Origin of the sequence: Inhella inkyongensis, assembly GCF_005952805.1 — a bacterium.
Lineage (GTDB): Bacteria > Pseudomonadota > Gammaproteobacteria > Burkholderiales > Burkholderiaceae_C > Inhella > Inhella inkyongensis.
The window spans coordinates 3106670-3120190 of the sequence record NZ_CP040709.1 but is presented as its reverse complement, the minus strand read 5'-3'; the positions used below and the strand labels follow the sequence as shown (position 1 = coordinate 3120190).

9 protein-coding genes are annotated in these 13521 nt (G+C 66.5%); all 9 read left to right on the top strand.

Annotated features, from left to right (window positions below; translation table 11 throughout):
- The first annotated feature begins 152 nt into the window (after nt 1–152).
- The 9 genes from FF090_RS14745 to FF090_RS14705 all read left to right on the top strand — a co-directional run bounded on the left by FF090_RS14745 (nt 153) and on the right by FF090_RS14705 (nt 13510).
- Entirely contained in the window at nt 153–305 is a 153-nt protein-coding gene (locus FF090_RS14745; protein ID WP_138858410.1) for a rubredoxin, read from the top strand.
- A gap of 46 nt (nt 306–351) precedes the next feature.
- Complete coding sequence (locus FF090_RS14740; RefSeq protein WP_138857440.1) at nt 352–732, top strand: response regulator; 381 nt, start codon at nt 352–354, stop codon at nt 730–732.
- 7 nt (nt 733–739) lie between these two features.
- Entirely contained in the window at nt 740–1105 is a 366-nt protein-coding gene (locus FF090_RS14735) for a response regulator (RefSeq protein WP_138857439.1), read from the top strand.
- Nucleotides 1106–1109: 4 nt separating this feature from the next.
- The gene (locus tag FF090_RS14730) at nt 1110–1625 is read left to right on the top strand and encodes a chemotaxis protein CheW (RefSeq protein ID WP_138857438.1); all 516 of its coding nucleotides are present in this window, start codon (nt 1110–1112) and stop codon (nt 1623–1625) included.
- Between the two features lie 44 nt (nt 1626–1669).
- Nucleotides 1670–3931, top strand: a complete 2262-nt coding sequence (locus FF090_RS14725) for a methyl-accepting chemotaxis protein (RefSeq protein ID WP_138857437.1) — start codon at nt 1670–1672, stop codon at nt 3929–3931.
- Nucleotides 3932–3944: 13 nt separating this feature from the next.
- Nucleotides 3945–10178 (top strand): hybrid sensor histidine kinase/response regulator, encoded by a 6234-nt coding sequence (locus FF090_RS14720; protein ID WP_138857436.1) that lies wholly within the window; start codon nt 3945–3947, stop codon nt 10176–10178.
- Nucleotides 10179–10253: 75 nt separating this feature from the next.
- Nucleotides 10254–11288 carry a GGDEF domain-containing protein gene (locus FF090_RS14715; protein ID WP_138857435.1) on the top strand — a complete coding sequence of 345 codons (1035 nt, stop codon included), beginning with the start codon at nt 10254–10256 and terminating at the stop codon, nt 11286–11288.
- 87 nt (nt 11289–11375) lie between these two features.
- On the top strand, nt 11376–12119 hold the full coding sequence (locus FF090_RS14710; RefSeq protein ID WP_138857434.1) for a TetR/AcrR family transcriptional regulator: 744 nt from the start codon (nt 11376–11378) through the stop codon (nt 12117–12119).
- Nucleotides 12119–13510, top strand: a complete 1392-nt coding sequence (locus FF090_RS14705; RefSeq protein WP_138857433.1) for an efflux transporter outer membrane subunit — start codon at nt 12119–12121, stop codon at nt 13508–13510. Before FF090_RS14710 ends, FF090_RS14705 begins: the two co-directional genes overlap by 1 nt.
- The last annotated feature ends 11 nt before the right edge of the window (nt 13511–13521 follow it).

Sequence of the window (13521 nt, the reverse complement as noted above, 5' to 3'; positions counted from 1 at the left end):
GGGCGTTCCCCAGGGAAGCGCCCCGATGGCTCCTAGGGGAGCGTGACTAGAATGAATCGATTGTAGTGAGCCACTGCGCGCCCCTGGCGCCGCGATCTCCGACCCCGAGGAATGCCTTGAATACAAGCGTGAACAACGAACTTTGCACCTGGATGTGCCTGATCTGCGGTTGGATCTATGACGAGGCCGAGGGTGACCCGGAGCACGGTATTGCAGCCGGTACCCGCTGGGCCGACGTGGACATGAACTGGACCTGCCCGGAGTGCGGCGCACGCAAAGAAGACTTTGAGATGGTGCGCATCTAAGCCACGCCCAGCGTTTGCTCACGCCAACACAGCCTTGGAGAACCCCATGTCGGTTGCAGAGAAGGCCCTGAACGTGCTGGTCATCGACGACAGCAACACGATTCGCCGCAGCGCGGAAATATTTCTCAAACAAGGCGGCCACTCGGTGGTGTTGGCCGAGGACGGCTTTGATGCGCTGGCGAAACTCAGCGACTTCAAGCCCGACCTGGTTTTTTGCGACATCTTGATGCCGCGTCTGGATGGTTATCAGACCTGCGCCATCATCAAACGCAATGCCGAATTCGCCGATGTGCCAGTCATCATGCTGTCCAGCAAGGATGGCTTGTTTGACAAGGCGCGAGGCCGAATGGTGGGGTCGCAGGATTACCTGACCAAGCCCTTCACGAAAGACCAATTGCTGCAGGCGGTGCAGCAGCACAGCCCGTGAGATCCCTATGAGCATCAAAAACATTTTGTTGGTCGACGATTCGAAGACCGAGCTGCACCATCTGAGCGAGTTGTTGACCAAGCGCGGCTACAAGGTCCGCACGGCCGAGAACGGCGAGGAGGCATTCAAGCGCCTCGAGGAAGAAGTGCCCGACCTGATCTTGATGGACGTGGTGATGCCGGGCCAAAACGGCTTCCAGCTGACCCGCGCGATCACGCGCGACGAGCGCTACGCCAACGTGCCGGTCATCATGTGCACTAGCAAGAACCAGGAAACCGACCGCGTCTGGGGCCTGCGGCAGGGCGCCAAGGACTATGTGGTCAAGCCGGTGCAGGCCGAAGAGCTGATCAACAAGATCAAGGCGCTGGGCTGACACGATGGCCGGCAAGCAAGCGCTTCGTGAATTCCAGCAGCGCCTGGCGCAGCGACTCCAGGCGGTGCGCGAGCAATCGCAGAGCGCGCGCTGGCTGGCTGTTGAGAGTGCCGGGCTCGGCCTGTTGATCCCCCTGGCCCAGGCGGCGGAAATCTTTGCCCTGGTGCCTACCACCCGCGTGCCCTACACCAAACCCTGGATGCTGGGCGTGGCCAATTTGCGCGGTGGTCTGCATACGGTGGTTGATTTGGCGCAGTACCTGGGACTGCGCAACAGCCGCATCGAAGGCAGCGGTGGGCGCCTGGTGGCGTTGAGCGCTGAGCTCAATACCAATTGCGCGCTGCTGGTGGACCGACTTGCCGGTCTGCGCACCGAAGAGCAGCTCAAGCGCAGCCCCTGCAGCGATGAGCGCCCGCATTTCGCGAGCGATCAACGCGTCGACGAGCAGGGCCGAATCTGGCAGGTGTTGGACCTGGAAGTGCTGGTGCGCTTCGAACCCTTCTTGGACATCGTGGCCTGAGCAGGCCCCTATAACAACCGCATTCACGCAGAACGAGGCAGGACATGAGCCTTATCGACAAGACGAAGTCTTCCGGTGCCGACAGCACGCAGCTTGGCGAAGAGGCGCCCGATAGCGTCTACGAGACCGTGCATCTGGATACCCAGGCCCATGAAGGCCCAGCCAGCGTGATGGCGGCGCCCGACAGTCAGCTGAGCGGCTTTGCCGAAACCGGCGCCGCTTCGACGACGCAGTACAGCACCATGGAAGCCATGCCCGCAGCGCCCTCCAAGCGGGTGCGCTGGCAGAACAGCTACGGCGCCCTGGTGGCGGGCGGCCTGGTGGGCACGCTGCTGACGGTGGGCTTGAACATCTATCTGTCGGGTCGCAATGCCGATCAGGTGCGCGAGACCGGTCTGGCCCTGATGCAGTCGCAGCGTCTGGCCAAGGCCGTGTCCACCGCCATGGTGGGTACGCCGACGGCCTTCGGCGAATTGCGCGAGTCGCTGCAAAAGATGACCGACGTGACCCGCAACCTGCACACGGGTACCGGCCCGCTGGCCAAGGCCCCGGGCGCCGTGTTGGAGGTGCTGGACCCGGTGATGCCGATGGTGGATCGCGCCGAGAAGTCGGTGAAGGTGGTGTTGGGCACCGAAAAGGTGCTGACCGAGGTGGGTAGTTCGCTGCGCACCATCAACCGTCAGTCCTCCGACCTGCTGGAAGCCGCCGAAGCGGTGGCCTCGTTGGAACTGACCCAGGGCGGCGACACCGCGGCCGTGGCGGCCTCGGGCCAGTTGGTGATGTTGACGCAACGGATCGGCAAGAGCGCCGGTGAGTTCCTGACCCAGGAGGGTGTGAGTCCTGAGGCCGTGTTCTTGCTGGGCCAGGACTTGAACGCCTTCCGCGAGATCACACTGGGCCTGTTGAATGGCTCGCGCGACCTGAACCTGTCCGCTGCCCGCGATGGTCAGTTGCGCGAGCGCCTGAAGGCCTTGCTCACCATGTTCGAGGCCACGGACCAGCAGGCCAAGAGCGTGTTGGCCAACCTGTCCGGCTTGGTGGCTGCTCGTGAAGCGGCCAACACCATCCTGAAGGACTCCGAGCCGGTGCGTAAGGGCCTGGAGGGGGTGTCGGAGAAGCTGAATGAGTTCAGCGGTCTGACCTGGTGGCAGGGTCTGATGCTGCTGGCCTCGCTGGCGGCTCTGGGTGTGGGCCTGGCCGGTTTGGCGCGCCTCTACATCGCCGGCCAGCAACGCCGCGCGCAACTCGCCGAAGAGCAGCGCCGTCAAGCCCAGGCGCAGGAATTGGAGGCCAAGCGCGTCAACGACGCCAACCAGGCCGCCATTCTTCGCCTGATGAACGAACTGGCTGCAGTGGCCGATGGTGACTTGACGCAACAAGCCACGGTGACCGAGGACATCACGGGTGCGATCGCCGACTCGGTGAACTACACCGTGGAAGAGCTGCGCAACCTGGTGGGTCAGGTGCAGGCCACGGCCGCGCGAGTGACGGAGACCACCAGCCAGGTGGACCAGACCTCGACCGAGCTGCTGGCGGCTTCGACCGAACAGCTGCATGAGATTCGCGCCACCGGTGACGCCGTGCTGAACATGGCCGGTCGAATCAACGAAGTGGCCACGCAGGCGCAGGACGTGGCCGAAGTGGCCAAGCAATCGCGTCAAGCCACCCAGCAGGGTCTGGAGGCCATGCAGAACAACCGCGAAGGTATGAACTCCATTCGCGATCAGATCCAGGAAACCTCCAAGCGCATCAAGCGTCTGGGTGAGTCGTCGCAGGAAATTGGTGAGATCACGGAACTGATTTCGGACATTACCGAACAGACCAACGTGCTGGCCTTGAACGCCGCCATTCAGGCCGCCTCGGCGGGCGATGCGGGTCGTGGCTTCTCGGTGGTGGCTGAAGAAGTGCAGCGACTGGCCGAACGCTCGGGCGACGCCACGCGCCGGATTGCCGCACTGGTGAAGGCCATTCAGACCGATACCCAGGACGCGGTGGCCGCTATGGAGCGCTCGACCACCGGTGTGGTGCAAGGTACCAAGCTGTCCGACGCCGCTGGTCACGCGCTGGAAGAGATCGATACCGTGGCCCGCAAGCTGGATGACCTGGTGGCCAACATCACCAACCGTGCCAAGGAAGAGGCCTCGTCGGCCAACGAAGTGGCCTCGAACATCCAGCACATCTTTGCGGTGACGGAGCAGACCTCGGAAGGTACGCGCTCGACCGCCAAGATGGTGCATGAGCTGTCCCGTTCGGCCGAAGCCCTGAAGGGCTCGGTGACCCGATTCAAGATTGGCAACGCGGCTTGATGCCGGCGCGCGAATGACCTTATCCGCTCAGGACGGGCGCGACCGCTCTGACCTCACGCCGCTGGCGTGGGTTCAGGACGAAGTGCGCCGCACGCTGGAAGGCGTGCACAAGAGCCTGCGCCGTACCCTGCGCGAGTTTGAGCTGCGCAGTACGGCCGGTCAGATTGACCCAGCCCTTGCGGCCGCCAGCCTCGGCCCCGTGGCCGCGCAATTGCATCAGGTGGCGGGGGTCCTGCAAATGGTGGGCCTGCGCGAGGCCTCCTTGCTGGCGCGCGCCAACGAGGGCCTGGTGCGCTACATGGCCGCGCAGGCCCAGGTGCCCGCGGCGTCGGTCGAGGCCCTGGAGAAGGCCGACTTCGCGCTGCTGACCTATGTGGCGCGCCTGCTGGGTGCGGCTCCGGTGTCGCCCCTGGCCCTGTTCCCGGCCTATCGCCGGGTGCAGGAACAGGCACGGGCCGAGCGCATTCACCCGGCCGATTTCTGGCCCACTCATTTTGAGTGGCAGACCTTGCCGAGCCCGCAACTCAGCCAGCCAGCCCCGGCACTGGATGCGCTGCGCACCGCGTTTGAGACCGCGCTGCTGCGGCAGATGCGCCAGTCCACCACGGCACACGCGGCGGATCTGGCCGAGCTTTGCGTCGGTCTGGCGGTGGCGCTGGGCGCCGAACCTCAGGCCAGCTTCTGGCAATTGGCTGCGGCGCATTTCGAAGCGCAGGCCCTGGGCCTGATTGACCCGGATGCCTTCGTCAAGCGCCTGGGCTCGCGCCTGTTGGCGCAGTTGCGCAACCACTTGCAGGGTCATCCCGCGCCGGCCGACCGCCTGGTGCAGGATCTGCTGTTCTATTGCGCTCAAAGCGGTGATCCACCGGCCGGCCGCGCCCCCCATTTGCGCGCCGTGCGCACGGCCTATGGTCTGGATGGGCGGCTTGGGGCCGACTATCTGGACGACAGCCTGGGTCAGATTGATCCCAGCCTGGTGGCTCAGGCCCTGCGCCGCGTGCAAGCCGCCAAAGACAGTTGGGGCGCCTGCGCCGAGGGCGAGATGGCGCGCGCCTCGCAGTTGGATGAGTCTTTCGGTCTGGTGACCGAGTCGCTGCAGGAACTTTTCCCCTCCGGCGAAGTCTTGGGCCAAACCCTGCAGCGCGCAGCCGTGCTGACGTTGCGTTCGGGCCAGCGCCCTTCCACCACCCTGGGCATGGAGGTGGCGACCTCTTTGCTGTACATCGAGGCGGCTTTGGATGACGGCGTGTTTGGCGAGCCGGCCCAGGCCGAACGCCTGGCCCGGCTGGCGCAGCGCGTGCAGTCGGCAGCCACCGGCCAGGCGGCCGAGCCGCTGGAAGTTTGGATGGAGGAGCTGTTCCGCCGCGTGTCGGACCGGCAGACCTTGGGCAGCGTGGTGCATGAGCTGCGCCAGAGCCTGACCGAGGTCGAACGCCAAATGGATGAGTACTTCCGCAAGCCGGAAGGGCGCGAGTTGCTGATTCCCGTGCCCGGACAGTTGGCAGCCATGCGCGGGGTGTTCAGCGTGTTGGGCCTGGATCAGGCCGGCTTGACCTGCCTGCGCATGCGCGATGAGGTGGACCGCCTGTGCAATACCGAGGTGGATCCCAGCTTGGCGGGCCCCAAGGCCTTGTTCGAGCGCCTGGCCAACAACCTGGGTCAGCTCGGCTTCCTGATCGACATGCTGAGCGTGCAGGCGCCGCTGGCCAAGACCCTGTTCCGCTTCAATGAGGAAACCGGCGAACTGGAAGCTCTGGTGGCCCGCGAGGCGAGCACGGCAGGCGCAGCGCCCAGCCTGGTGGATCAGGCCCGAGCGGCCGCCGCCAGCCCCGATGTCAATGAGCTGGAGCGCCTGGCCTTGCAGGCCGAGGCCGATGACCGGCCAGCCCTGGCCACGGCCGCTGAGTTGGCGGCCAAGGCTTTGCAGGCACCAACGCTCTCCCTGAACGATCTGGACCTGCCAAGCTTGGATTTGGAGCCGCCCAGCCTGGCGGCTGTGTCGGATCTGCAGGCTGTGGTCGAAGCCGCGGAGCCAGCCCAGGCCCCGGCGCCGGAACCCAGCGCGCCGCTGCCTGAAAGCGCCGAAGAGCTGGATGAGGAGATGCTGGAGATCTTCCTGGAAGAGGCCAGCGAAGTCATCGGCAATGCGCGCGATGCACTCCACCAGTTGGTGGACCAGCGCAGCGACAAGGAGGCCATGACCACCGTCCGGCGTTCCTTCCACACCCTGAAGGGCAGCTCGAAGATGGTCGGGCTGATGGCTTTTGGCGAGGCCGCCTGGGCCTGTGAACAGCTCTATAACGCCAGGCTCGGTGAAGAGCGGGGCGCCGATGATGCCTTGCTCGGCTTCAGCGCCGACGCGCTGGATGAGCTGGCCGAGTGGCGCAATGAGGTGGAGTCGAGCCGCCACAGCGCGCGCACGCCGCAGAGCCTGCGCGAGCGCGCCGATGCGTTGCGCCTGGGTCTGACGCCGCCTGCCGCTGCGCCCAGCCCGGCGATGGCGCCGGTCGAAGCTGCGCCGTCCGAGTTGCCCGAGTTCGCCGCCACCCAGCCCGTGTCGATGTCCGACTCGGTCGCCCCCGAGTCGGTGCTGCCCAGCCCCGAGGAATTCGCCCCCATCACCTTGGACTTTGGGGATGTGGTGGAACCGGCCCCGGTGGTCGAGGTGCCGGCCGAGGCGCAAGCCCTGGAGCAGTCGCTCACCGAGGCCGTAGCGGCTGCGGAACTGCTGCCCGATGTGCTGGAGTCCGAGCCTGTTGCGGTGTCTGAGCCCGAGTTGCTGGAAGACGGTGGCTTTGAGCTGGACCTGAGCCTGGAGGCGCCCGCTCAGGAGGCGCCGCGCTTGCCCGAGGCCCTGCCCGACCTGGCCCTGGAGCTCGATCTGGGCGATGCCGAATTGCCGGCTCTGGTGAGCTTGCCCGAAGCGGGCGAGGTGGCCGAAGTGCTTGAAGTGGCCGAAGTGCTCGAGCCGCTGGATCTGTCAGTCGAGGAACTGCCGGTCGAGGAAGTGCCTGCTGCCGAACAGCCCGTCGAGGAGCTTTCTGCCGAGGCCCTGCCGGAGTTGGTGGAGTTGCCCGCATTCAGCGAGGCCGAACTCAGTCTGGATCTGAGTCTGGATGCGCCGGTGGAAGCGGTCGCGCTGCCGGCCGAGCCCGAGCCCGAGCCGGTGCTGGAGTCCTTGCCTGAACCCGAGCTGATCCTCGACTTGGCCGACCCCGCTGAGCCGGTGGACTTGGCGCTCGGCGTCGAAGAGCAGGCTGTGCCGATCGAGCCCGCAGTCGAAGCCGCTGCGGAGACGCCTGAGGTGGCGGTGGATGAGATTCAGGAAGAGCCGATGCGTGACATCGGGCCCCTGCGCATCTCGCAAACCTTGTTCAGCATCTTCATCGGCGAGGCCGATCACCAGTCCAGCCGCTTGGCCGTGGAACTGGCGGATTGGTCGGCGCAGCCCGACGAGCCGCCGCCTTCGAGCACCGAGGTGTACTCGCACGCATTGGCCGGCAACGCCGCCACCGTGGGTTACGAGTCGCTCTCGCATCTGGCGCGTGCGCTGGAGCATGCGCTGGGCCGCGCCCAGCAGGGCCGTCGCGTGCTGCCCGAGGCGGCCGCGCTGTTCACCCGCGCGGCCGACGAGATCGCGCATCTGCTGCACCAGTTCGCGGCCGGCTTCCTGAAGGATCCGGCCCCCGACCTGGTCGAGGCGCTGAACGCCTTTGTGCCCTTGCCGGTTGAGCCTGAAGAAACAGGCACGGCACCGTTGGACGAAGCACCGGCGCTGCCGGAGATGGCGACCGCCGAGGCCACCATCACCCTGGCCGACGATGCCGAGTTCCTGACTGGCGAGCCCGACCAGATCGACGACGAGCTGTGGGAGATCTTTGAGGAAGAGGCCAGCGAGCTGCTGCACGACCTGCATGCCCGCCTGCGCGACTGGACCAGCCACGCGCAGGACAGCGCGCGCGGCGATGCCTGCATGCGCACGCTGCACACCTTCAAGGGTGGTGCCCGCCTGGCCGGCGCCATGCGCCTGGGTGAGATGGCGCACCGACTGGAGTCAGCGGTGGCGGCGCTCATGGTGCGTGCCGAGCGTTCGGCGGCCGAGTTGGCGCCGCTGCAGCATCGTGGCGACGAACTGGAGGCGGAGTTTGAACGTCAGCGCCTGGCCTTGAAGCAGGGCGTCAAGACTCAGGAACCGGAGCAGACACCGGAGGCGGTAGAGACGGCCGAACCGGTCGAAGTGGCCCAGCCGCTGTCCGAGCTGGCCATGCCGGCCTCGGTTCAGCCCGAGGCAGTGGCCGTCCAAGAAGTCAGCATCCCCGTGCTGTCGCCGGCCGATGTCGACTGGTCGCGGTTCGCGGGCCAGGGTGCGCGCGAGATTTCGACGGCCGACGCCGCCCCGCTGGTCAGCGGTCAGAGTCTGGTGCGCGTGCGTGCCAGCTTGCTGGATCGCCTGGCTTCACAGGCCGGTGAGGTGTCGATCCGTCGCGCCCGCATGGAGAGCGAGCTGTCGCAGATGAAGACGGCGCTGCTTGAACTGGACGACAACTTGGAGCGTTTGCGCACCCAGTTGCGCGAGCTGGAAGTGCAGGCCGAGGCGCAGATCAGTTCGCGCCAGGAGCAGGCCAAGGCAGCCGGTTCCGACTTTGACCCGCTGGAATTCGACCGCTACACGCGCTTCCAGGAAGTGACGCGCATGCTGGCCGAGTCGGTGAACGACGTGGCCACGGTGCAACGCTCCTTGCAGCGCAACGTTGCACAGGGTGAAGACGAGCTGGCCGCGCAATCGCGTCTGACGCGCGAGCTGCAGGACGATTTGCTCAGCAGCCGCATGGTGGAGTTCGACTCGTTGGCCGAACGCCTGCACCGCGTGGTGCGGCAGGCCGCGCGCGAGGGCGGCAAGCAGGTCCAGCTGGACCTGCAGAGCAGCGGCATCGAACTGGATCGCGGCGTGTTGGAGCGCTTGATCGGTGCCTTCGAGCACTTGTTGCGCAACTCGGTGGCCCACGGTATCGAGACCCCGGCCGAGCGTGAGAAGGCCGGCAAGCCGGCCATGGGCACCATCCGCATCAAGCTCTCGCAAGAGGGCAACCAGGTGCTGATCGCCTTTAGCGATGACGGCGCCGGTCTGAACCTGGCGCGCATCCGCGAAAAGGCGGGCCGTCTGGGTCTGCTGCCGCAGGGGCGCGAGGCCACGGATCACGAGCTGATGCAGATGATCTACGCGCCGGGCTTCTCCACGGCCAGCCAGGTCACCGAGCTGGCCGGCCGGGGCGTGGGCATGGACGTGGTGCGTGCCGAGGTCAATACCTTGGGCGGCTATGTGCTGACGCGCAGCCAGGCCGGCAAGGGCGCCGAGTTCGATCTGCGCGTGCCGCTGACCACTGCGCTGACGCAGGTGGTGCTGCTGCGCTGCGGTGAACTGCAGGTGGCCGTGCCGGCCAGTCTGGTGGATTCGGTACTGCGCCTGCCCAATGCCCAGTTGCAGGCAGCCTATGCCAGCGGTCAGTTGCAGGCCGGCAGCATGCAGGTGCCGCTGTACTGGATGGGCGGCTTGCTCTCGCACTCCGACCATCCGCAATTGCATGGCAAGCATGCCGCCGTGGTGTTGGTGCATTCGGGTCCGGATCGCATCGCCATCCATGTGGACGAGGTGATGGGCAACCAGGAAGTGGTGGTCAAGAACCTCGGTCCGCAGCTGATCCATGTGCCGGGTCTGGCTGGCATCAGCCTGCTGGCCAGCGGCTCGGTGGCCTTGATCTACAACCCCGTGGCCCTGGCCGAACGCTACGGCGCTCAGGCCCTGGAGCGCGCCCATGCGGGTGGTGCGCCGGTGGTGGCTGCGGTGGCCGATACGGCGCCGCAAGCGCCGCTGATCTTGGTGGTGGACGATTCGCTGACCGTGCGTCGCGTGACCCAGCGCTTCCTGGAGCGAGAGGGCTACCGCGTGCAGCTGGCCAAGGACGGTCTGGATGCGATGGAGCAGTTGGCGCGCGAAGAGCTGCCCGATCTGGTGCTGTCCGACATCGAGATGCCGCGCATGGACGGTTTCGACTTGGTGCGCAATCTGCGCGCCGATGCGCGACTGCAGGGTCTGCCGGTGGTGATGATCACCTCGCGGATCGCGGCCAAGCACCGCGAATACGCCGAGGCTTTGGGTGTGCAGGGCTATCTGGGCAAGCCCTATGACGAGGAGGTCCTGAAGGGGCTGATCCGTCAGTACACTGGCTCGAAAGCGGTCACGGTGTGACCCCCGGGGCCGGCCCGATGGCCGGCCCCATCGTCTGTCCCAACTTCTGAAGGGCGGCATGAGCAAGGTCGTCGAATGAGCGAGGTTGTTGAGCAACTGGCCGAGCTGACGGGCTACAAGGACCGGGACGTCATGGACGTCACCCTGGTCATGGCCCTGCGCGATTTGCTCAACCCCTTGTGCGTCAGCATCTACCGGGCCATCGGCAGCGGCGAGGACCAACGCTGGATGTCGCGCGCTCATATGGGGCAGGGCGAGACCGTGCCCACGGCCGACTCGTTGGTGGGGGACATCAGCCATTTGCCGCCGCTGGCCCAGTACCCGGCGCGTCTGGCCTGTCTGCAGCGGCGCGAACTGCGGGAATCCGCCAGCGCCAGCGAGTTCACCTGTCACTTCCCGCTCATCAGTGAGCACGACGGCGATGGTGTGCTGGAAGTGGTCACGCGCACCCGCATCACGCCTGCCGAGCAGCGCACCGTCAGCGCCATCCTGCGGGTGTTCCACAACTTTCAGGGGCTGCTCGACTACTCCGAGCGCGACAGCCTCACCGGTTTGCTCAACCGCAAGACCTTTGACGCCTCCTTCCTGAAGCTGCTGCGCCAGGAAGAAGTCTCTCCGGGCGCCAATCTGGCGGGTGATCGGCGTCATGACAGCCTGCCCAGCTATTGGCTGGGGGTGATCGACATCGACCATTTCAAGCGCGTCAACGACAACTTCGGCCATTTGATTGGCGACGAAGTGCTGTTGCTGCTCTCACGTCTGATGCGCACCAGCTTTCGTTATCACGACCGGCTCTACCGGTTTGGCGGCGAGGAGTTCGTGGCGCTGATCCGCTGCGATGCCACCGAGAACGCGCTGTTGGTGTTTGAGCGCCTGCGTCAGCAGTGCGAGGCCTTTGCCTTCCCGCAGGTTGGGCAGGTCACCTTGTCCATCGGCTGTACCCGCATCCGCGCGCTGGACACCCCGGCCGCTGCCTTTGACCGCGCCGACAAAGCGGTCTATCACGCCAAGCACAACGGCCGCAATCAGGTGCATGGCTTCGAGCAGCTGGTCGAGGCAGGGCATCTGGTCGAAGAGCAGCAAAAGGACAGCGACGTCGAGCTGTTCTGAGGGCGGGTCGTGGTCCGCTGAAAGCCCAAGGGCAATGTAGGGATTTAATCAAGCAAGCGCTTGATTGTTTTGCTAGCATGCCCGCCGATGCGAGCAAAGCCTGAACCCGTTTCCAACACCCGCACGGGTGTTGACAGCGCGCCTAAGCGGCGTGGTCGCCCGGCCCAGAAGTCCGAAGGCGAGGCCCGCCAACGTCTATTGGCGGCGGCGGCCACGCTGTTTGCCGAGCAAGGCTTTGCCGAGACCTCGACACGTGAGATTTGCACCGCGGCGGGGCTGAACGCAGGGGCCATCCATTACCACTTCGGTGACAAGGATGGCCTTTACCGGGCGGTGTTGTCTGCTCCGCTGGACGCTGTGACGCGGGTGAAGCTTGGCTTCGACGCCGAACACCTGTCGCTCCGCGAAGGGCTCTCACTCTTTTTTGAGGGGTTTCTGGGGGACTTGGTCAGCAGCCAGGAAATTCGCCTGCACTTGCGCGAGATGACGCAGCCCAGCCCGGTCTATGCCCAAACGGTGGTGGACTACATCGGCCCCAACAAGCGTGCGCTCTCGGCATTGCTCGCGCGCCACATCGGCACCCAGGCGGACGATGAGGTGGTGCTGCAACTCGGCTATGGCCTGGTGGCAATGGCGCAGGACTACTGCATGTCGCGCGCCTTCATGAAGCTCCTCACGCCGAACTATCTGAGCGACCCCGACGCGCTCGACCGCATCCGCACCCGCCTGCTCGATTGGGCCGAAGTGCTGGTCGAGTTTGAACGCCAGCGCCGTGCCAAGCCCCCAGCCAAGCCGCGCCGCAAATCCACAGCCCCAGGAAGCAAGACCTGATGCGACTACTGCCCTTGATCCTCAGCCTGGGCCTCACGGCCTGCGCACTCACGCCACCGGCGCCGCCGCCGCGCCCCAATTTGCCCGCAATGTGGCAGTCTGAGCTACCGCAAGCCGAACTTCCGCATGCCGGCCAGACCGCCAGCCTGGTGGACTGGTGGCGCCAGTTCAACGACGCCCAGTTGCTGGAGCTGCAGGCCCAGGCGCAGGCACGCAGCCCGCTGTTGGCCCAGGCCCGTGCGCGGCTTGCGCAGGCCCGGGCTCAAGCGCAGATGACGGGCGCGGCCCAGCAGCCGCAGCTGATGCTGCAGGCGGGGGCGCAGCGCGCGCAGACCCTGCCCACCTTGCAGCCCAGCACCACCCTGAGTGCCCAGGGCCTGGCGAGTTGGGAGTGGGACCTTTTCGGCGCCCAGAGGGGGCAGACGGCCGCCGCCGCCGCCCGCGCTGCGGCCAGCCAGTCGCAGTGGCATGAGGCTCGCGTGAGTTTGGGCGCCGAGGTGGCCCTGGCCTATCTGAGCTATCGCCATGCGCAGTTGGCCGCCGACATCGCCAGCCAGGATCTGCAAGCGGCCGAGCGCATCGAGCGCGCCGCCCTGGCGGCCGCCAAGGCCGGCAGCCTGAGCGCGGCCCAAGCCGCCGAATTGACGGTGGCCCGGGCCGATGCGCAGGTGGGCGCCGCCGCCCAGCACAGCGCTCGCGGCCAGTGGCTGCAGACCCTGGCCCTGCTGGTGGCCGATGACGACGCGGCCGCCCTGGGCGAGCGGCTGGGGCCGGCCCGCTTGGTGCAGGCCCCGCCGCTGCCGGTGCCCGGCGTGCCAGCCCAGGCCCTTGCGCAGCGGCCTGATCTGAGCAGTGCCCATCAACTCTGGGTGGCCAGCGTGATGGAACTGCACAGTGCCGAGGCGCAGCGCTATCCGCAGCTCAGCTGGGGCGCTCTGTTGGGCGAAGCCCGGCTGCGGATGGAGGGCAATACGCTCCAGGGTCAGGTCTGGTCCCTGGCCCCCACGCTCAGCCTGCCCTTGTTCGATGGCGGCCTGCGCCGCGCCCAGGTCGATGGCGCCCAGGCTCGTGAACAAGAGGCGCGTGCGGCGCTGGAGCAAGCCTGGCGCAGCGCGTTGGCCGAGGTCGAGGACGCCCTGCTCGGTGTGCAGCGCGCCCAAAAGCAGGCCGAGGCGGTGATGACCGGCATTGCCCAGTGGCAGCGCCTGGACGCCGTGGCCTCGCAGCGCGAACGCGCCGGCCTGATCAGTGCGTCGGAGCGCGCCCAGTCCGCGCGGCAGTTCCTGGCCGCGCAGCGCGGTGCTTATGAGTTGGCGCTGGCGCGCAGCCAGGCCTGGATTTCTCTCTACCGCCGCCTGGGTGGCGGCTGGACCCCGGACAACGCTTCCTGAGAGCCCTCGAT